The organism is Veillonella tobetsuensis, assembly GCF_001078375.1.
Classification (GTDB): domain Bacteria; phylum Bacillota; class Negativicutes; order Veillonellales; family Veillonellaceae; genus Veillonella; species Veillonella tobetsuensis.
Genome location: NZ_BBXI01000007.1, coordinates 17564 through 37107, shown reverse-complemented (window position 1 = coordinate 37107; position 19544 = coordinate 17564). Strand labels below are relative to the sequence as shown.

The 19544-nt window shown below is 38.8% G+C and carries 21 protein-coding genes; 1 reads left to right on the top strand and 20 read right to left on the bottom strand.

Annotated elements, in window-relative coordinates; all coding sequences use genetic code 11:
* Positions 1-16: 16 nt before the first annotated feature.
* Positions 17-784 (bottom strand): type III pantothenate kinase, encoded by a 768-nt coding sequence (locus VEI_RS02300; protein ID WP_059361678.1) that lies wholly within the window; start codon positions 782-784, stop codon positions 17-19.
* A gap of 9 nt (positions 785-793) precedes the next feature.
* On the bottom strand, positions 794-1768 hold the full coding sequence (locus VEI_RS02295) for a biotin--[acetyl-CoA-carboxylase] ligase (protein WP_059361677.1): 975 nt from the start codon (positions 1766-1768) through the stop codon (positions 794-796).
* Positions 1769-1994: 226 nt separating this feature from the next.
* On the opposite strand from VEI_RS02295, the gene VEI_RS02290 reads away from it, so the two are divergent.
* A complete protein-coding gene (locus tag VEI_RS02290) occupies positions 1995-3338 on the top strand; it encodes a threonine/serine exporter family protein (RefSeq protein ID WP_059361676.1) in 1344 nt (447 codons plus the stop codon).
* Between the two features lie 49 nt (positions 3339-3387).
* On the opposite strand, the gene ftsH is transcribed toward VEI_RS02290, so the two are convergent.
* The 18 genes from ftsH to VEI_RS02200 form a co-directional block, all read right to left on the bottom strand.
* Positions 3388-5298, bottom strand: coding sequence for an ATP-dependent zinc metalloprotease FtsH (ftsH, locus tag VEI_RS02285; RefSeq protein ID WP_059361675.1), 1911 nt, complete (start codon positions 5296-5298; stop codon positions 3388-3390).
* A 129-nt stretch (positions 5299-5427) separates the two neighbouring features.
* Positions 5428-5970, bottom strand: a complete 543-nt coding sequence (gene hpt / locus VEI_RS02280; protein ID WP_059361674.1) for a hypoxanthine phosphoribosyltransferase — start codon at positions 5968-5970, stop codon at positions 5428-5430.
* A 24-nt stretch (positions 5971-5994) separates the two neighbouring features.
* Positions 5995-7011: a tRNA lysidine(34) synthetase TilS gene (tilS, locus tag VEI_RS02275; protein ID WP_059361673.1), complete on the bottom strand. Its 1017-nt coding sequence runs from the start codon at positions 7009-7011 to the stop codon at positions 5995-5997.
* Positions 6992-7894 carry a Ppx/GppA phosphatase family protein gene (locus VEI_RS02270; protein ID WP_059361672.1) on the bottom strand — a complete coding sequence of 301 codons (903 nt, stop codon included), beginning with the start codon at positions 7892-7894 and terminating at the stop codon, positions 6992-6994. Before VEI_RS02270 ends, tilS begins: the two co-directional genes overlap by 20 nt.
* A gap of 95 nt (positions 7895-7989) precedes the next feature.
* Positions 7990-8391, bottom strand: coding sequence for a S1 domain-containing RNA-binding protein (locus VEI_RS02265; protein WP_005379830.1), 402 nt, complete (start codon positions 8389-8391; stop codon positions 7990-7992).
* A gap of 57 nt (positions 8392-8448) precedes the next feature.
* Entirely contained in the window at positions 8449-8775 is a 327-nt protein-coding gene (locus VEI_RS02260; protein WP_005379832.1) for an FtsB family cell division protein, read from the bottom strand.
* A 124-nt stretch (positions 8776-8899) separates the two neighbouring features.
* Positions 8900-9847 (bottom strand): L-lactate dehydrogenase, encoded by a 948-nt coding sequence (locus tag VEI_RS02255; protein ID WP_059361671.1) that lies wholly within the window; start codon positions 9845-9847, stop codon positions 8900-8902.
* 88 nt (positions 9848-9935) lie between these two features.
* Positions 9936-10172 carry a GlsB/YeaQ/YmgE family stress response membrane protein gene (locus VEI_RS02250; protein ID WP_016476584.1) on the bottom strand — a complete coding sequence of 79 codons (237 nt, stop codon included), beginning with the start codon at positions 10170-10172 and terminating at the stop codon, positions 9936-9938.
* Positions 10173-10181: 9 nt separating this feature from the next.
* Positions 10182-10991 carry a hypothetical protein gene (locus tag VEI_RS02245; protein WP_059361670.1) on the bottom strand — a complete coding sequence of 270 codons (810 nt, stop codon included), beginning with the start codon at positions 10989-10991 and terminating at the stop codon, positions 10182-10184.
* A 29-nt stretch (positions 10992-11020) separates the two neighbouring features.
* Positions 11021-11491, bottom strand: coding sequence for a 2-amino-4-hydroxy-6-hydroxymethyldihydropteridine diphosphokinase (folK, locus tag VEI_RS02240; protein ID WP_059361669.1), 471 nt, complete (start codon positions 11489-11491; stop codon positions 11021-11023).
* Positions 11491-11853 carry a dihydroneopterin aldolase gene (folB, locus tag VEI_RS02235; RefSeq protein WP_059361668.1) on the bottom strand — a complete coding sequence of 121 codons (363 nt, stop codon included), beginning with the start codon at positions 11851-11853 and terminating at the stop codon, positions 11491-11493. The genes folK and folB overlap by 1 nt, the downstream gene beginning before the upstream one ends.
* A 10-nt stretch (positions 11854-11863) precedes the next feature.
* The gene (gene folP / locus VEI_RS02230; RefSeq protein WP_059361667.1) at positions 11864-12697 is read right to left on the bottom strand and encodes a dihydropteroate synthase; all 834 of its coding nucleotides are present in this window, start codon (positions 12695-12697) and stop codon (positions 11864-11866) included.
* Positions 12690-13253 (bottom strand): GTP cyclohydrolase I, encoded by a 564-nt coding sequence (folE, locus tag VEI_RS02225; protein WP_059361666.1) that lies wholly within the window; start codon positions 13251-13253, stop codon positions 12690-12692. The genes folP and folE overlap by 8 nt, the downstream gene beginning before the upstream one ends.
* Positions 13254-13261: 8 nt before the next feature.
* Positions 13262-14818 (bottom strand): ABC-F family ATP-binding cassette domain-containing protein, encoded by a 1557-nt coding sequence (locus VEI_RS02220; RefSeq protein WP_059361665.1) that lies wholly within the window; start codon positions 14816-14818, stop codon positions 13262-13264.
* A gap of 101 nt (positions 14819-14919) precedes the next feature.
* Entirely contained in the window at positions 14920-16068 is a 1149-nt protein-coding gene (locus tag VEI_RS02215) for an amidohydrolase (RefSeq protein ID WP_059361664.1), read from the bottom strand.
* 31 nt (positions 16069-16099) lie between these two features.
* Positions 16100-17038, bottom strand: coding sequence for a S66 peptidase family protein (locus VEI_RS02210; protein WP_059361663.1), 939 nt, complete (start codon positions 17036-17038; stop codon positions 16100-16102).
* An 85-nt stretch (positions 17039-17123) separates the two neighbouring features.
* Positions 17124-18725 carry a peptide ABC transporter substrate-binding protein gene (locus tag VEI_RS02205; protein ID WP_059361662.1) on the bottom strand — a complete coding sequence of 534 codons (1602 nt, stop codon included), beginning with the start codon at positions 18723-18725 and terminating at the stop codon, positions 17124-17126.
* Entirely contained in the window at positions 18722-19537 is an 816-nt protein-coding gene (locus VEI_RS02200; RefSeq protein WP_059361661.1) for a serine hydrolase, read from the bottom strand. Before VEI_RS02200 ends, VEI_RS02205 begins: the two co-directional genes overlap by 4 nt.
* Between the last annotated feature and the right edge of the window lie 7 nt (positions 19538-19544).

The window sequence follows — 19544 nt, the reverse complement described above, 5'->3', positions numbered from 1 at the left end:
CTCTATTATAGTACCATTATTTATTTCGTTCGTAAATGAGGCGAAGACCTTCTAGAGTAAGCATCGGTTCTACATGATCAATGCAGTCGGTAGCACTACTAATAAGTTGTGCCAAACCGCCTGTTGCTACAACTGTTACATCGCCGCCCATTTCGGCTTTCATACGAGACACCAAGCCCTCTACTTGCCCAACATAGCCATAAAACATACCAGATTGCATGGAGGATACGGTATTACGATTAATCACCTGTCCAGGATCCTTTACTTCAATACGCGGTAATTTGGCAGCTCGTTGGAATAGTGCCTCTGCTGAAATTGTTACCCCTGGTGTAATAACACCTCCAATATAATCACCATTACCTAAGACTGCACAATAGGTTGTAGCAGTACCAAAATCAATGATAATTAATGGGCCTTTATATACTGCATTAGCTGCTACTGCATTTACAATGCGGTCAGCCCCTACTTCGCGCGGATTATCATATTTAATAGCAATACCTGTTTTTGTACCAGGTCCTACGATAATTGGATTTACATTAAAATAACGTAAACATACCCGTTCAAGCGTAGGCATCATCGGAGGTACTACAGAGGAAATTATGATATCCGTAATATCCTTTGCATTAACCTTGCGATCATGAAAAAATAGATTCATCATCAACATGCCATATTCGTCCGTGGTTCGCACGCGATCCGTAGAAATTCTCCAGTGTCCCACAAGATCCTTATCGTCATATACACCGAGAACAATATTGGTGTTTCCCACATCAATTACTAATAACATGCATTCCTCCTATTTTCGTGGCCGTATAGAAACGTCACCAGCAACAACCCTCTTAATATCCCCTGTGGATGTTTTTACCAATAAATTACCATCATTATCAATATCAGTAGCCACCCCTTCATATGTATTACCTGGCGCTCTAACCTCAATTTCTTGATTTAAAGTTACACTTAACTTACGCCACTCATTCAAAGTATCATCAAATCCGCTATCCAACACTTCGTAATATTGATGCTCTAATTCTTCTAAGATGATTTTGAAAGCTTCTGTCCGTTCGATTTCGATTCCTTCCATCAAGAGTGATGTAGCAATTTGTTTAATTTCTTCAGGTAATTCCTCTTGTTTAATTTTAATATTAACACCAATCCCCATCACAATATGAGAAATCTCTTCCATTGATCCGGACATTTCTGTTAAGATACCTACCAATTTACGACCATTGACCAAAATATCATTAGGCCATTTAATACCAGCATCTGTAAGCCCCATTTTATGAAAGGCTTTTGTCAATGCTACAGCAGCCATCAATGTACATTTAGGAGCCTCAGCAGGAGGAAAGTCAGGACGTAGAATAAGACTAAACCAGAGACCTTTTCCAAACGGAGAATACCAACCACGAGACAAACGACCTCGTCCTGCAGCTTGTTCCTCTGTAACAACAACAGTACCTTCCTCGGCACCTTGTTGTGCTAATCGACGAGCCTCTAAATTAGTAGACTCAGTAGTATCCATATATACATATCGTTTACCAAATACATCGGTATTTAATATTTGTTTCATTGCTAATGGGCTTAACAAATCCGGCTCCTCCAACAAACGATATCCACGCTTTGTATAGGACTCAATTTTATAGCCCTTTTGTCGTAGTGCTTTTATATGCTTCCAAATGGCAGTCCGAGACACATGACATGCCTCTGACATATCTTGCCCCGATACAAAACCGCCTTGATTCTGTCGTAAAAATTCTAATACTTCATCACGCATAATAAGGCCCCCTTCTCATGTCGGTTTACAATTCGATTGTACAAGTGGACCCCTGAAAATGCAAGTGTTATTTATCAATTTTATAAATAATCATTCAAAAAAATGCAAGTTATTTGATTTTTAATACCCCCTAAGGTAGACAAATAGATTTATGAATGATATTATAATCCATTAATAGTATAATGAATATACTATGATAATTCTAAGGAGTATCTATGGAGTATCTATGAAACAGTTCACATTAGCTGAGAAAAACGAAGTCTTAGAAACACCTTTTATTCATATCCATCGAAAACTAGATGTCTTATTGAGTATTGGAAAACTATTGATGGAGTCGGGTGCTGATACGGGACGCATAACCTCAGAAATTTTAAGGGCTGCCACATTTATGGGCATACCTCATGAATATCTTAATATACATATTAGTTATACCACTATTATGATTAATATCTTCCACGAAGAACGATCTATTACGGTATTCAGAAAAACACCGAGTCACATTCCTAATATGGCTATGATTAATGCCGTTTCTAAATTAACGTGGAGAGCTTTCGAGCGTCACTATTCATTGACTACCTATGAAATGTTGATAACGAAACTTCCACATGCAATCTCTGTGTATCCTAATTGGATAAAAGGTATTGCTTGCGCACTAGGTTCATCTGGGTTAGCATTCTTATTTAGCGGCGATATTATTGCATTACTAGTTACATTTATCTGTTCATTATGTGGATATTTTACGCGTAGCTTATCTCACAAACTAGGTTTTAATGAATATATGAGTATAGCCTTAGGTTCATTTACAGCCATGTTTATAGCTTACGGTTTCTACCTCCATATTGAACTAGGTTCACTGTTATATGTACTCGTTTGTTGTACCTTATTTATGATTCCTGGTGTACCTCTAATCAATTCTGTTGTGGACACTATTAACAATCATATTTTATCAGGTATAACAAGGGCGATTCGTACACTTCTCATCGTAGGTAGCATGACACTTGGTATGGCAATGGCCCTTTATTTTAGTCCTGTACCTGCCTTTAGTTTTGTAGATATTAAACCTCATGTATTCACTATTGAACAAATGATCGGTGCATTTATGGCCGCTGCATCCTTTGCAGTCCTCTTCAATGCGCCTATACGTTCATTATTCTATATTGGATTGGGCGGTGTCGTCTGCGTCAGTGTACGAAATCTCGTACTTGTACATTATGGATTTTCTCTTCCTGGTGCCACCTTCATAGGTGCAGCTACAATGAGTATTATTTTTCTTAAATTATCCTCTTGGCTTCGAACCTCAGGACCGGTATTGGTTGTCCCATCCGCCATTGCACTCATGCCAGGTATTTTATTATATCGATTCCTATTTGATATATTACACATCAACAAGTTAAATGAATCAGGATTATTGTATATGGCTCAAAACGGTACTACTGGTGTACTCTGTATCGTAGCTATTGCCGTTGGTGTAGCAATTCCAAATGTACTAGCTCAAAAATATCTACAACGCCAAAAAGAAATACGCATCCAAGAACTCATGGCCACACGCCATGCTTCTGACGGACAATAAAAGAGGCTACCTTGCGATTCACCGCAAGGTAGCCTCTTTTGATTATCTATTAAGATTGTACATCGGATTCAGTAGAATCAATTTTTGTTTCATTCACAAATTCAGGTGCACTAGTAACTGCTTCCACGGACTCTACGTTTGTATCTTCTGTTTCGACAGGAGCCTTAGTAGTACCGTATTTATGAAGGTTTTCAACTGCTGTTGAATCAATTGTTTCTTCTTCTAATAAGGCATTGGCCATGTTATGTAAGAAATCCATATTGTCTGTTAACAATTTTTCTACATCACGATATGCTTCATCTACAATCTGATGAACCTCAACATCGATTTTACTTGCCACTTCTTCACTGAAGTTGCGTTCATGCCCGATATTTTTTCCAAGGAATACTTGTTCTTGTTGTTCACCAAATACGATTGGTCCCAATGTATCACTCATGCCCCAACGCATTACCATGGAGCGCGCTGTACTTGTTACAGTTTGTAAGTCCCCAGATGCACCAGTACTAATATCACCTAGTACAAGAGCCTCTGCAATACGACCACCTAAAGAAACGCGTATATCAGCTAATAATTGAGCTTTTGTTTTATAATCATGTTCCTCCTTAGGTAACATCATTGTATATCCACCGGCATAGCCACGAGGAATAATCGTTACCTTATGAACAGGATTTGCATGTGGCAACAAATGTGCCACAATAGCATGACCAGATTCATGATAAGCAGTCAATTTGCGATCTTTTTCGCTAACAATATGACTACGGCGTTCTGGTCCCATGCTAACCTTTTCACTAGCTTCTTCTAGTTCAGCCATAGTGATGATTTTTTTATTTAAGCGAGCTGCCAATAAGGCTGCTTCATTCAACAAATTGCTCAAGTCAGCACCGGTAAAACCAGGTGTCTTTTTCGCAATTGTTTTTAAGTCCACATCATCGGCCATCGGTTTATTGCGTGCATGAACCTTAAGAATTGCTTCACGACCGCGAAGATCTGGTCGGCCAACAACAACTTGTCTATCAAAGCGACCTGGACGCAACAACGCGGGATCTAAAATATCTGGTCTATTGGTTGCAGCAAGGGTAATAATACCTTCATTGGCACTAAAGCCATCCATTTCTACGAGCAATTGGTTTAATGTTTGTTCACGTTCATCGTGACCACCACCAAGGCCCGCACCACGTTGACGGCCTACCGCATCAATTTCATCAATAAAAATGATACATGGTGCATTCTTTTTCGCTTGACCAAAGAGGTCACGCACACGAGATGCGCCGACACCGACAAACATTTCTACGAAATCTGAACCGGAAATGGTAAAGAATGGAACACCAGCTTCGCCAGCTACAGCCTTTGCTAACAAAGTCTTCCCTGTACCTGGAGGTCCTGCTAATAATACCCCTTTAGGAATAGTAGCACCAATGCTTGTAAATTTACCTGGATCCTTCAAGAATTCTACGACCTCAGTCAATTCTTGTTTTGCCTCTTCGGCACCAGCTACATCGTTAAATTTAACCTTTACATTTCCGTCGCCCATCATCTTAGCACGGCTTTTGCCAAAGTTCATCACGCGACCGCCACCACCTTGGGTTTGTTGCATGATGAAAAAGAATACAACCACTAGGATAATAATTGGAATAGCAGAACCTAATAGGCTTACCCACCAAGAAGGTTGTTCTGGTGGTGCTGCTGTAATTTCAACACCATTATCTGTCAAGGTTTTAATCAATGTATCATCAGATGGTGCATAGGATACAAAATCCGTACCATTTTTTAATTTCCCCTTGATACCATGGTCATTTGTTATCGTTACAGACTCAACCTTTTTTTGTTGTACCTGTTGTACAAAACCGGTATAACTCATTTCGGCTTTATTATTGTTTTGCCCTGCAAGTGAATCTATAGCGAAAACGGCAATTGCAATGATAAGTAAGTAAAGGACGAGTTTTTTACTAAATTGACTCAAAAAATTACTCCTTTCACATGTAATGTATAATCTATTTAATTTAAATGCATAATGATATGCATTATTATATTATACCATAAAAGGCGAACAAACACTCGCCATTATTTAGGTTTAACATATATTTGTCATTTATTGATAAACTGATTCTTTCAAAATACCAATATACGGTAATTGACGATATCGTTCAGCATAGTCTAAACCATAACCAACAACAAAATAGTCTGGCACAGTAAAGCCTACATAATCGACATCAACGTCCATTTTACGACGTTCTGGCTTATTAAGAAGCGCCACAAGACGAACACTCTTAGCACCGCGTGCTTTTAAATTATCTAATAAATAGTGAAGTGTCGTACCAGTATCTACAATATCCTCTACGACTAATACATGCTTGCCTTCTACGGAACGATCCAAATCTTTTAAAATTCGCACTACACCAGTACTGGTTGTGCCATCTCCATAGCTAGAACAAGAAATAAAATCAAAGGATACATCTACGGTGTTATCGATAGTACGTGCTAAATCAGTAAAGAAAACAATAGCACCCTTCAATACACCTACAAGTACAACAGAATCGTTTGCGTAATCTTTGCTGATGGTAGCGCCTAATTCACGAATACGAGACGCTAATTGTTCTTGAGTATATAAAATCTCTTTTACATCTTGATGCATATAAAAGACCTCCCGGCTCTATATCTAATGTTCGCAATATACATGTATTGTATCACATTGTGCGTTAATTGTAACTTTTTGAATGGTGAAAGTTTTGGGTTCTCCTGATTTCACAATATGCTCTAGTTGCTCTTGATGTAACAAGGACAGTGACACACTAGTAATCATCAACTGCCACAGTCTACGTTGCATAGCTAGTGGCAATGCTCTCATAGCACGTCGTGACACAGTATATCCATATGGAGTCAGCATCACTAGTTGTGAAAATAAACGTCTACTTTCACCATATATATAAGCCTCATCAACATGAGCAATATTTCCTAGTCGACATAGTGCATCTACTACATTGGGATTTATTGTTTGTAAGACAGGAATCACTTCATGGCGTATGCGATTACGATTATATTGTACATCCTCATTAGAACCGTCTATACAATAAACAATTCTCTGTAATTGAGCATATTCCAATATTTCAGATTTTGTCACTTCTAATAATGGTCGAACAACGGGAACCATATAATCATGACTCACCACAATCATTCCTGTAAGGCCTTTAACCCCCGTTCCACGCAGTATATGTGCCAAAATAGTTTCCGCTTGATCATCCTTATGATGAGCGGTAACGATATAATCATAGCCTTCACGTTCTGCTAATTGATTAAACCACGCATAACGCTCATAACGACCAATGGTCTCTACAGACTCTTTTCGCGCCCTAGCTATAGCAGGAACATCCCTTTTTATCCCCCAGAAAGGTATATTTCTCTCCTTACAATAGTTTTCCACTAGCTGTAATTCACTAGCACCTTCACTGCGAATGCAATGATCTATAGTTGTAACGCCGATAGTCCACTGGGCTTTCCTATGATAATTTAAATATTGCAATACATCTAGCAAGACCATAGAATCTGGACCACCGGAGCAAGCAATCAAAACACGTGCTTCCTTAGGAAATAAATTAGCATCTTTTAAGGTTTTATTAACAGTTCTATGTAGTTGTTTAATTACTTTTGGAGTAGTTTTACTGTGTTGGCTCATCATGACCTTCAAACAATTCTTGTTGCAATGCTTCCATCCCATCTTGTTCACTCACAAAAATATGAGGCACCTCATAAGCATCCATAAATGATGTTAGTATTTCTGCACCACTTACAATAATATCTGCACGCCCAGGCTGTAGTCCTGGTACATGTAAACGTTCATCACGACTCATGTAACGCAATTGTAAAATAATGCCTTCCACACACTCTCTTGATAATTTATGACCTTGAATCTTATGACCATCATATTCTGTCATTTTTAAATCAATAGCTGCCAAGGTTGTAATAGTACCACCTATGCCAATAAAGTCACCAAAGGTGCCCTCTATCATCATAGGGTCCCATAAGAATCTAGTTTCTTCCCATACTCGTTGTGGGCCTTCATCTGAAAGTGGGCGAAGACGTACTGCTCCAACAGGGTACGAACGACTCCAATAGATGCTATCTTTAGAACCGAGTGCCAACTCAGTACTACCACCGCCAATATCAATGGTTGCATAATGTAATCCGTCAGCTAAACAATCTTGTAAAGCGCCTTTAAATCCATAAACTGCTTCTTCATCACCACTTAAGATACGATACGTCATGGAGCAATATGTCATGGCTTGCTCCATAAACGCAATGCCATTTGATGCTTCTCGAACGGCACTCGTTGCAAATGCAAGACAATGGTCTACACCATAATCTTTCGCTAGAGTGGCTATTTCAGAAAACGCTTTATAAGATGCATCCATCGATTCTGTCGTTAACGATCCATCTTCATTTCGTTTACCTAATCGCGTTGTCCATAACCGCTTTGGTTCGTTATGCCATTGACCATCTATATAAGTTCCTAGTAATAATCGAATAGAATTAGAACCTACATCGATAATAGCAGCTTTCATAGCCGCCCCTCCTTATTATTCCTCTATTAATTACCCACTATAATTGCAATTTTAAAGTATATGCACAAAGAGATGGCCGAAACCATCTCTTTATTTTAATCGCGACGACCGCCACGGCCACCACGTTTACCTTCTGTATTACGTTTTAAATCATGTAATCGCTCGTTGCTATCACGCAAGAATGATTTCATCTTTGCCTCAAAAGACTCTGCACTTTGTCGACTTTGTACACGGCGCTCTGGACGGCGTTCCTCTACTTGTGGTTTTTCTTGAGTTTGACGAATGGAAAGACCAATTTTACTACCATCTACAGATAAGACCTTTACCTTCACTGCATCTTGTACTTTTAGTACATCGTTAATATCCTCTACATAGCCATGAGCTACTTCTGAAATATGAACTAAACCTGTTTGTTTATCACCTAAATCGATAAAAGCACCAAACTTTGTAATACCGGAAACTGTACCGTTTAAAACGCTACCAACTTCGATTGCCATGCAACCTCCTAATAAAACCTCAAAATATAAACTAAAACTACACCAATGATGACAAGATCATTTTACATATGGCACTTCACCCGGTTTAACGAGGCCTAATTGCTCACGTGCTACATTTTCAATATTCTTAGGATCTTGTAGCTTTGCTTTTTCTTGTTCTAATTCATCATTTCTTTGTTGCAATTCTTGCAATTGTTGTTCAATATGTTGTTTTTCTTGATATATAGCTACTAAGCGATATGCTTGTCCAAGTAAAAGCATAACCATTACTGCAACTGCAATGCGTTTCACCCACATAATGACAATCTTACGATCTTCAGCGCGTCGATTTCGTTGCACCCGTCTACGCTTTATCGGTTTTTCACGATGTTCAGATTGTTTCATGCAGAGCCCCCAAAAATAGTATTAACTATATACATAATAACAAATTATACCACAGAACCCCTAGGAAATTATAGATAGAAAATTGTATAAAAGTAGATTTATTTTGAAATATATTTAAGGTACATTACATAGTTTCTGCTTTTTTTGCATATTCTCTAATAACCTCACAGGATTTCTTAAATAAAGCCAATTCATCCTCTGTCATTTGTAATTCAAGAACATCTTCTATGCCATCCTTGCCAATGACAGCAGGTGTGGATGCAAAAACGCCTGTTTCCCCGTATTGACCATCTAAATAACAAGAACATGGCAATACTTTTTTCTCATCATGGAATACAGAGCGAATTAACTCTGTAGTGGCACTTGCTATACCAAATTCCGTAGAGCCTTTGCCTGCCAACACATGATATCCACCAATTTTAACATCATCTAAAACTTGTTTATGATCTAGTTCTGGAAATCTATGAGGCAATTCTTTTTGCAATTCTACTAACGGCTTGCCTTGTACATACACATGTGACCATGGCACCATAGCACTTGCGCCATGCTCACCCATGCAATAAGCAGTAATAGTTCGATTGCTAATATCGAATATATGAGCTAACTCTTTTTGCAATCTTGCAGAATCTAGCGCTGTACCTGACGAAATAATGCGCTTTGGATTCCAATCTAAATGTTTACATAAATACGTAGCCACTACATCTGCTGGATTAGATATAGAAATAATAAAGCCCTTAAACCCAGATGCTTTAATGCGAGGAATAACATCCTTTAGTACTGCGATTGTATCACCAAGGCTTTCTAGGCGATCTTGATATAAATTAGGTAGTGGGCCCGCACTAAAAACAAGAATATCACAATCACCACATTCTTCAATCGGACCAGATGTAGCCGTTACACGATGAGGGATATAACTAACCGCATCATTAACATCCATAGCCTGTGCTTTAGCTTTCTTTTCATCAATATCCATCATATATAACTCATCAACTTCGCCTTGCAAAGCTAAAGAAAAGGCTACATGCGAGCCTACATGTCCAGTTCCGATAATACCTACTTTACGTAATTTCATAAGGGTCTCCTCAATACCATTTGGTTTATAAATAATTGAAAGGACTATTATAGCCACTTACTATAATAGTCCTTTTTTAAATATATTGTTAGTCCCTTCCAAAAAAGAAACTCACTACAGCAATAACGATAACTGCACCTACAATGGATGGAATTAAGGCCATACCCGCAAGACTAGGTCCCCAGGTACCAAGTAAAGCTTGACCCACAGAGGCCCCAACTAAACCTGCTACAACACGAAGAATAATTCCCATGCTTTTCGCTTTCTTAGTAATACGTCCTGCTACGAAACCAATAAAACCACCAACAATAATAGACCAAAGCATGTATACCTCCTACTGATGTACATCAATTAATTCCAGAGAAAATAGATTTTGTTCCTGTACATCAATTTTATTCTTTTCTAAATATTGTTTACGTAAATTCCACAAAATAGATAAGTCATCTGGTTCTATCTTATTTAATGCATAAATCCGTATAAATTGTGATCCATAATGACCTTTCAAGCTATCAGGAACACCTTTCGTACCCTCTCCTAGAATACGAGTGTTAAAGTATCCCTGAATTTCTTGTTTTGACCGATCAATAATGATAAATCCAGAGCCATCTAAAATATATAATTTTGAATCCCCTTGCTTAAGAGACTTTACATTATTAGTAATAAAAAATTTCTTATCTAAATCGATGAGCGAAGATTCATAACCAGATTGGTAATAAGGCTTTATATAATGAGCTCCTTTATCAGTAGCATTGAGCAAATCTGAAAAGTTACGTTGTTCATCAGCAGAAAAATCTTGAAAGTTCGCTACAGTTTCTACGTAACGTACACCTTTATGATAATTTTTTAATTGCCCTGGCTCAATATGGTTACCTTTAAATTGGATTGCATTGAGACGAATAGTATTTTCTTTTACATTATAAATACCATAGCCTTCATAGCCTAAAAAATATACGTCATCACCGATTTGTTTCATTCCTAATATACGTTTAGATATAACTGCATCATTTGATATAACCATCAAAGTATGCTGTTCAGGATCTACCTTAACAGACTTTACATCATTATTAACCATCGACATCGCCCAATAAGATAACCCCATTAGAAGAATGGCAATAAAGATAAATCCCAGTCGTTTTGCATTCATCTTAACCCCTTATGAATACACATCTCATATTATTTCTTTAATGTTTGAATCCTATCACCTATGGATTCCCCATTATATGTAAACGCTTTATCTAGCTCCATCAAGGGCTCTAAAACAAATAGTCTATCCCAAAAATAGGGATGAGGAATCACTAATCGAGCATCATTGATATACATACACGCACCATCATCCGATAGGGCATATACAATATCCAAATCAAGTGTTCTTGGTCCCCAATGAATATCCCTCTTACGTTGAGCCTCACATTCTAATGACTGTAAGACATCGAGTAAATCGTGAGGTTCTAACGAGCTAGATACACACCAAACAGCGTTTAAAAACACATCTTGTTCTGTATAGCCCCAAGGTTCTGTCTCCATAACGGAGGAACTAGTAATCCTATGAACTTGAGGATGTATTGAAAGCGAATCATATGCACCCATAATAAACTGACGGCGATTCCCTATATTAGAACCTACACTAATATAGTATGTGTACATTAAATTTGACCTCGAGTCGTTACAACCTCTACATAATCTAATACACCGGCAATAGGTACCGATGGTTTACGAACGGCTACGCTTAAACCAATAATTCCTTGAAAATGTTGGTATAGTGAATCTGCAATTAATGCCCCAATATGTTCAAGTAAATTGCAACTTTCACCAGTCATAATAGAGGCTACCATATCATAAACCTCAACATAATTGATGGAGTCCTCCAAAACATCGGTTTGACCAGGCTTTGTTAAATCAGTTTTAATCTCCACATCTACGAAGAAGCGTTGCCCTTGAGATTTTTCAGACTCTAAATTACCATGATATCCGTAAAAAGCCATGTTTTTTAATACGATCTTATCCATAGTAAACCCCTTATTCGCCGCGAAGTAGACCATCCGCTACAACAAGAGCACGTTTATGCATTAATACATTGTGCACACGAACCATATCAACACCTTGGAAAACTCCTGTAATACAAGCTGCTACAGTACCTTCATCACGTTCTTCTGGAGGAAGTCCACCAAGCATGGAGCCAATAAAGCGCTTTCGACTAGGTGCTAACAATACAGGATATTCATAAGCTGTAATTTCACCTAAACGTTGTAAAACCTCAATATTTTGTTCCTCTGTTTTCCCGAAACCAATACCTGGATCAAGCCAAATATTTTGTGGTTGTACTCCTTCTTTTAACGCTTTATCAACAGCAGAGAAGAAATAGGCTTTCATATCTTCAATGATATCATCGTAATTTGTATCATTGCTGTTGTGCATAATGATAATCGGCACGCGATGTTTTGCAGCTACGGCCGCCATATCTGGATCATAATGTAATCCCCATACATCATTTAAAATATGTGCTCCTTTAGAGAATGCATAATCAGCTGTTTTAGCGTGATACGTATCAATGGATACAGGTACAGTAGATGCCTCTAATACAGGATCAATCAATACACTAAGGCGTTCAATTTCTTCATCTGCTGTCAATGGTGTACATTCAGGTCGCGTTGATTCAACACCTAAATCAATCACATCAGCCCCGTCAAGAATCATTTGACGAGTCCACTCTGCCGCTGCTTCGGGTGTATTATGCAATCCACCATCAGAGAAAGAGTCTGGCGTACCATTTAAAATCCCCATAATCAATGTATGGTCAAATAAGCGTAATGATTTTCCATCACTCCAAGTATATTGTCTACGTTTATACATTTGTGCCTCCTAACATAGCCAATGCTTCGTCTCGCAAAGATCCAGCCTCCCTTAATAAGCCTCTGCTTTCTATGGTTACCACTTGCGAGCCTTGTTGCAAAGTCCCCTTCATCAACATACATAATTGTGTGGCTTTAAGACGTACAAAAACACCTTCTGCCGATAAATCTCGTTCGATAGCATCAGCTATTTCCCGAGTCAATCGTTCTTGTAATTGTGGTTTTCTACTTAATACCGTTATTACATCATTAAACTTACTTAAGCCAGCTACACAACCACTATGTGGTTGATATATTACATCTACAGTGCCAAAAAATGGCAATAGATGATGTTCACACATGGAGTAGAACGGAATGTCTGTAACAGCTACTAAGCCATTATAATCCGTAGAAAACAGCTCTCCCCATAACTCCTTTGTATCTTTACCTACACCAGAAAATAGCTCTTCATATAATTCGGCTACACGGATTGGTGTTTTTTCTAATTCTGGTGCCTTTGTATCAACGGATAGAGCGCGCAAAAACTGTTCTATCCCTTCTTTAGCAAGTTGATTCATAGGCCCTCCTAAACGATTTTCGTTGTCCAATCCTCTATATTCCAAATATCGGTGATCCAACTTTCATAAAATTCTGGTTCATGACTGACGAGAACAATGGTGCCTTTAAAGTCACGCAACGCTCGTGCTAATTCATCTTTTGCGTGTATGTCTAAATGATTTGTCGGTTCATCAAGAACGAGAACATTGTATTTTTTCTGCATTAATTTACAAAGTCTTACCTTCGCATTTTCACCACCGGATAAAACGCGCATTTGAGATGTTATATGTTCATTTGACAAACCGCAACGCGCCAGTGCTGCACGAACCTCCGCATTTGTCATAGCGGGGTATTCATTCCAAATATAGTCTAATGCAGTTTCTGAATTAGATGGTGCATCCTCTTGAGCAAAATAACCAACCTCAAGAAAGTCGCCTTTTGTTAATTCACCACTCACCGGTTTTAATAAACCTAAAATAGTCTTTAATAAGGTTGTTTTCCCTAAACCATTGACACCGCGAATAGCGATTTTTTTGTTTCGTTCAATTTGAAAGTCTACAGGTCTTGTGAGCGGTTCGTCATAACCAATCTCAAGGCCAAAGGCTTCAACAATAAAACGACTAGGTGTACGGCCTTCTTTAAATCCAAAAGATGGTTTGATATACTCCTTTGGTTTTTCAAGAATTTCCATTTTTTCTAATCGTTTAGCACGAGAATTTGCCATACCGCGGGTAGCTACACGCGCCTTATTGCGTTGAATAAAATCCTCCATACGTTCAATTTCTTGCTGTTGGCGCTCATAAGCCTTGCGAGCCTGTGCCTTCTGAACCTCATAGGCGGCTTGGAATTGATGATAATCCCCAGTATATCGAGTAAGGACAGCCTGTTCAATATGGTAGATTACATTGACCACAGAGTTTAAAAACTCCATATCATGAGAAATTAAGATAAAAGCATTCTCGTAATTTTGTAAATAGTTTTGCAACCAATGAATATGTTCTACATCCAAATAGTTCGTCGGTTCGTCTAGTAGTAATATGGTCGGTTTTTCAAGTAATAGTTTAGTCAGCAAAACCTTTGTACGTTGACCACCACTTAGCTCAGATACATCTCGTTCTAAACCAATATCCATAAGGCCCAATCCTTGTGCGGTTCTTTCAATAACCGCATCAATCTCGTAGAACCCACGTTGCTCTAGAATTTCTTGCCATTCACCAACTTGCTCTAAGAGACGATTCATTTCATCTTCTGAAACATCACCCATTTTACTATACGCATCGTTGATATTCTCTTCCATAATGTATAAATCATCAAAAGCACGTTGCAATACATTACGGATGGTCATGCCCTTTTCAAGGACCGCATGTTGATCTAAATAGCCCACGGTCACTTGATTGGACCACTCAATTTTACCTTCATCAGGAGGCAGTTTTCCTGTAATGATATTTAAAAACGTAGACTTACCTTCACCATTCGCACCAATCAAGCCTACATGTTCGCCCTTTAACAGTCGGAACGATGCATCATCTAATATTTGTCGTGCCCCAAAGCCATGCGTTACATGGGATACCGTTAATACACTCATCATCTATCTCCATCGGAATAAAAGCCGTCTTGCTTAAGACGGCTTAGTTCACACTAATTAATATATTTATTGTACCTTGATTACACTAAATATGTCAAAATTTACGCTTCTAATGCTTCCGCATAACGCAAGGCAACAACAGCCATAATCTTAGCCCCCTTAATAGCTTGGTCCAATCCATACTCAGAACCTGCTGCACAAGCAAATTCAGGCGTATGTGCTTCTAGACGATTGCCAATCGTCAATGTCGGTTGAGCCGTTGGCACTTCATAAGAAACATTGCCTACATCTGTGCTGCCATCTGCCTCATCTGGTGGTAATTGGCGTGGGCTTTCACCAAACTCAGTCATAACCTCATTAAATAAAGATAGTAAACGTTTATCTTGTCTCATATCCTTAAATAAAGGCTCATAATGATGCATCTCAACTGTAGCACCATAATTTGTGGCAATACGACTCGACTCAGCTTTAATAGCAGGCAAAATCAAATCTTCCAAATCTGCTACTGTAGCACCACGCACGGTCATACGCAACGTAGCCTTGTCGGTCACTACATTAGGCGCGGTGCCAGCTTGTGTAAAGACAGCTCCTACTATAGCCCCTTTAGGAAAGGTATTAGTTTTCATTTGTTTAATAGATTGATATAGATCAACCGCACAGTCTAATGCATTGATACCAGAATCAGTTAATGATGCAATATGGCAGGATCTACCACGAAAAGTAACCTCTAATGGATGCGTTGCCAATGACGTCCCACCCACTTCATTTTCACCACCTGGATGTATGATCAAAGCCCCATCATAGCCCTTAAATAAACCTTCTTCAGCCATATACACCTTACCGCCAATTGTTTCCTCTGCAGGGCAACCAAAAAAGGTTGTCCCCCATGTCTCGCGTGATGTTTGACTAAAGGCAATAGCGGCCCCCATGCTCATAATAGCAATCAAATTATGACCACAACCGTGACCCAATTCTGGCAAAGCATCATATTCACCTAAAAAAGCTATTTTATGTAAACGATTTGTACCAATATCACATCTCATGGCAGTGCGTAACTCTAAACGTTCTGTTAGACCTACGGTCGTATCAAAACCATTGTCCATCATATATTGACTAATTTTGTCTACAGCCAGTACCTCTTGTTGCCCCAGTTCTGGATTATTATGTAAAAATAGGGAAATCGATTTCAACTCATCTTGCATACCATCAATTATGGTACACGCTTGAGCCTCCCTTTCCTTTAAATTCATAGATTTTTCCTCATGTATCTTATGATTTATGTTACTTTGTATAAGGCGATAATACAATTGTATTAGAAATATATCGAAAATGAACATGACCCCCTAGAGGCAATGTTTGATGTGGCGTACCATGTCCCGTTGGTACATAACATACAAATGGATCTGGTAAATGACGCTTGCGATTCTCTTCCATATATCGCAATACTTCATAACCGATGTCATAATCTGCTTCATCCTCATCGCCTTCACAGTCTGTAAAGGTACCAAGCATCAATCCTTTTATGCGGCTTAACAAACCGGATAGTCGCCACTGTTGTAGTATACGATCTAATTTGTATGGAGCTTCGCCTATATCCTCTAAAAATAAAATCGTGTCCTCTATGCTATCATCCTCTAAAAAATAAGGTGTGCCACATAACATGGAAAGCATTGTCATATTGCCGCCACGCAAGATGCCCTCCCCTAATTCTGTACCAATAGCCCCTCTCGGTGGCTCCGGTAATGGCTCAATAACACGCAAACGCCCCTCTAACGCTTCAAATAGATGGGCTATATCCTGCTTCCGTGCCTTTGTAAAATCTACACCCATCGGTCCATGATAGGTAACGAGACGACCATATCGGTTAATAGCCATATGTAATGCTGTACAGTCGCTATGGCCTATAAAAGGTTTTCCGTATTTACGTATAGCATCATAATCAATGCGATCTACGTATCGCATCGTTCCATAGCCACCTCGTAAAGCTAACACCGCATCACAAGGCGCCTTAGTCATCATCCATTCAAATTCTTCCGCTTGTTCCTCCGTACTGCCTCCATACAAGCCAGTACGATAACAGGATTCCCCAAATATAATGTTATAACCATGTTCACTACATATCTGTTGTATCGTGTTCAAGGATTCGTCACTGCTACTAGCAGGTGCTATACATCCAATGGTCATTCCCCTTTTTAAACACGTTGGATATTTCCACTCCATAAGCCCTCACAAAATATATCACTATTCACCTAAGTGAATATAAGCATACAAAAAAGACGTACTATTTGTACGTCTTTAGTGTATCTTATTTATATGCTTTTTTAAAGTCTACTTGACCAAGTACAGTCCAGAAATAATTTTGAATCGTTCCATTAGAAACATATGGTTGCGTTGTAAAATACAACGGCATAACTAAGGACTCATCAAAAATCATTTGTTCCGCCTTATGCATCAACGCATCCCGTCTTGCACCATCTGGAGTGCTACGAATTTGAGCAATTAACTCGTTATAATCTTCATTATGGTACTGACTGTCATTATCCTCTGCGGAGAACACTTCCAAGAAGTTTTGTGGATCACCATAATCTGCAACCCAAGATGCACGAGCCACTTGGTATTTACCAGCCTCACGATTAGCAAGGAATACCTTTGTCTCTTGATTTTGCAAGCGCACATCAGCGTCAAATGCTTTGTGCCAAGTTGCTTGAATAGCTTCTGCAATTGCTTTATGCATTTCGCTAGTATTATACAAAATCGTAATTGGTGGTAATGGGTGATTTTCATCATAGCCAGCCTCTTTTATCAATTCCTTAGCTTGCTCTACATCTTCATATACAAGATAACTACCGGTTTCACGGAAATCCTCTGTACCATTGCTTTCAAGCATGCCATATGGAACAAAGGCATAAGCTTCTTCCTTACCACCTTTTACGATGTTCTTTACAATTTCCTTACGATTAATAACCATGGAAAAGGCTTTACGTACATCAGGATTGGTAAAAGGTTCTGCTTTCACATTAAATAGGTAATAATAGTTACCAAGCATAGGGCCTATGTGCAATAAACCAGCTTCTTCTAACCGTTGTTGATCTGCTACAGGAGGTTCTACCATCATGTCCGCTTCGCCACCTTCGACAAGGGTGAGGCGTGTACTTTGAGATTCACTAATCGGCCAATTCATCGTTTTTGTTACAACTTCATCAGCATCCCAATAGTGTTCATTTTTTACAAAATTCATTTCCCCATTATGTTGCCAGCCCAATAGCTTAAATGGACCATTAGAAACTAGTGTTTCTGCATCATTAGCCCAATTTTCATTTGCCTCTACAACCTTTTTATTAACAGGGTAATACCCATGAGATGCTAACAATTTTAAGAAATATGCAGTTGGTTGTTCTAAGGTAACCACCAGTGTATCATCATCGATTGCCTCTACACCAACATCATCTCTATCTGCTTTTTCATTATTGAAAGCTTCCCCATTTTTAAGCACATATAACATATATGCACTATCAGCACCGGTGCTTGGATCCAACGTTCTTTTCCAAGCATATTCAAAGTCATGTGCTGTTAAAGGCTCTCCATTCGACCATTTCAAATTAGGTCGTAAATGGAATGTATATCGTGTGCCATCATCTGACACGGTCCAACTCTTAGCTAGTGCAGCCTCTGGTTCGCCTTTATCATCTAAACGAACTAAACCATCGAACAACTGTAACTGAACGGTTGCCTCTGGCGAGGTACTAGACTTAGCCGGATCTAATGTTGATGGTTCTTGCTCCAATACATATCGTATGGTATGCTCATCAACAATCTTAGGCCCACTTGTATACCCAAAGACAAGTAATAGTATACTTGCTCCAAAGGCTAATACCACGAGCTTAAGCAAAGTACGTTTATCCATCATGGTAATGCATCCTCTACAAATTCTTTCATAATGAGCCCCATTTGAGCTCCTAATTGTTTTGCTACATCATTGCGTAAACGACTCATCAACAATACAAAACAAAAGTCCCCATTCATCGTTTCTATAATACCCGCATCATGCTCAACACAATCTAGTGATCCCGTTTTATGATGGAATACCACATCTTCGCCCCAATGAAATGGCAGAATATCTCTATATTGCTGACGACCTAAAATATTCCACATCTCATGACCATATATGTTCTGACGCAATTCATATATATGGTGTAATAATTTAGCCATATCTAAAGCGGTAATATAGTTTTCCCGATTTTCTTCTACAGCCTTAAAGTCCATCATCATACGATTGATTTCAAAATGCTCTAATCCTATTTGCTCTGCACGAGCATTAATATATTCCATACCTAATGCCTGAATTAATAAATTAGTGGCCCAATTATCACTGAGTACCATCATTAGTCGGCAAAGTTCTAAATAACTAAAGCTGTGATTACCTACCAATTCCATCAAAGCACCCGCACCTTCAACACGAGGGCTACGGCTCAATGCAATTGTATCATTAATATCTAACTGCTCTTGGGTCGCTAAATGAAATACATATTCTAAAATCAATGTTTTTACCATACTTGCACCAGTATGGATTTGTGTTTCCTTAGAGGAAGCAACTATTGTGGCTTCTTCCCCCTCATTAAGACGCGTCACCATATACGATACTATAGCATCAGAAGGTAACGTTGCTAACAAAGCCGATAATTGTGTTTCTAAGGATTTCCCGACGATTAACTTTTCCATCATTTAC

Coding starts and splice junctions, on each gene's coding strand:
- folB (WP_059361668.1), bottom strand. CDS start 11,853: ATGGATAAGATCGTATTAAAAAACATGGCTTTTTACGGATATCATGGT.
- VEI_RS02200 (WP_059361661.1), bottom strand. CDS start 19,537: ATGGAAAAGTTAATCGTCGGGAAATCCTTAGAAACACAATTATCGGCT.
- VEI_RS02295 (WP_059361677.1), bottom strand. CDS start 1,768: ATGCGTGATGAAGTATTAGAATTTTTACGACAGAATCAAGGCGGTTTT.
- folE (WP_059361666.1), bottom strand. CDS start 13,253: ATGAATCAACTTGCTAAAGAAGGGATAGAACAGTTTTTGCGCGCTCTA.
- VEI_RS02245 (WP_059361670.1), bottom strand. CDS start 10,991: ATGAATGCAAAACGACTGGGATTTATCTTTATTGCCATTCTTCTAATG.
- VEI_RS02250 (WP_016476584.1), bottom strand. CDS start 10,172: ATGCTTTGGTCTATTATTGTTGGTGGTTTTATTGGTTTCGTAGCAGGA.
- VEI_RS02255 (WP_059361671.1), bottom strand. CDS start 9,847: ATGAAATTACGTAAAGTAGGTATTATCGGAACTGGACATGTAGGCTCG.
- VEI_RS02265 (WP_005379830.1), bottom strand. CDS start 8,391: ATGGCAATCGAAGTTGGTAGCGTTTTAAACGGTACAGTTTCCGGTATT.
- VEI_RS02270 (WP_059361672.1), bottom strand. CDS start 7,894: ATGAAAGCTGCTATTATCGATGTAGGTTCTAATTCTATTCGATTATTA.
- hpt (WP_059361674.1), bottom strand. CDS start 5,970: ATGCATCAAGATGTAAAAGAGATTTTATATACTCAAGAACAATTAGCG.
- VEI_RS02215 (WP_059361664.1), bottom strand. CDS start 16,068: ATGAATTTAAAGGAAAGGGAGGCTCAAGCGTGTACCATAATTGATGGT.
- VEI_RS02205 (WP_059361662.1), bottom strand. CDS start 18,725: ATGATGGATAAACGTACTTTGCTTAAGCTCGTGGTATTAGCCTTTGGA.
- VEI_RS02300 (WP_059361678.1), bottom strand. CDS start 784: ATGTTATTAGTAATTGATGTGGGAAACACCAATATTGTTCTCGGTGTA.
- VEI_RS02290 (WP_059361676.1), top strand. CDS start 1,995: ATGAAACAGTTCACATTAGCTGAGAAAAACGAAGTCTTAGAAACACCT.
- VEI_RS02260 (WP_005379832.1), bottom strand. CDS start 8,775: ATGAAACAATCTGAACATCGTGAAAAACCGATAAAGCGTAGACGGGTG.
- VEI_RS02220 (WP_059361665.1), bottom strand. CDS start 14,818: ATGAGTGTATTAACGGTATCCCATGTAACGCATGGCTTTGGGGCACGA.
- folK (WP_059361669.1), bottom strand. CDS start 11,491: ATGTACACATACTATATTAGTGTAGGTTCTAATATAGGGAATCGCCGT.
- VEI_RS02210 (WP_059361663.1), bottom strand. CDS start 17,038: ATGGAGTGGAAATATCCAACGTGTTTAAAAAGGGGAATGACCATTGGA.
- tilS (WP_059361673.1), bottom strand. CDS start 7,011: ATGATGAGCCAACACAGTAAAACTACTCCAAAAGTAATTAAACAACTA.
- folP (WP_059361667.1), bottom strand. CDS start 12,697: ATGTATAAACGTAGACAATATACTTGGAGTGATGGAAAATCATTACGC.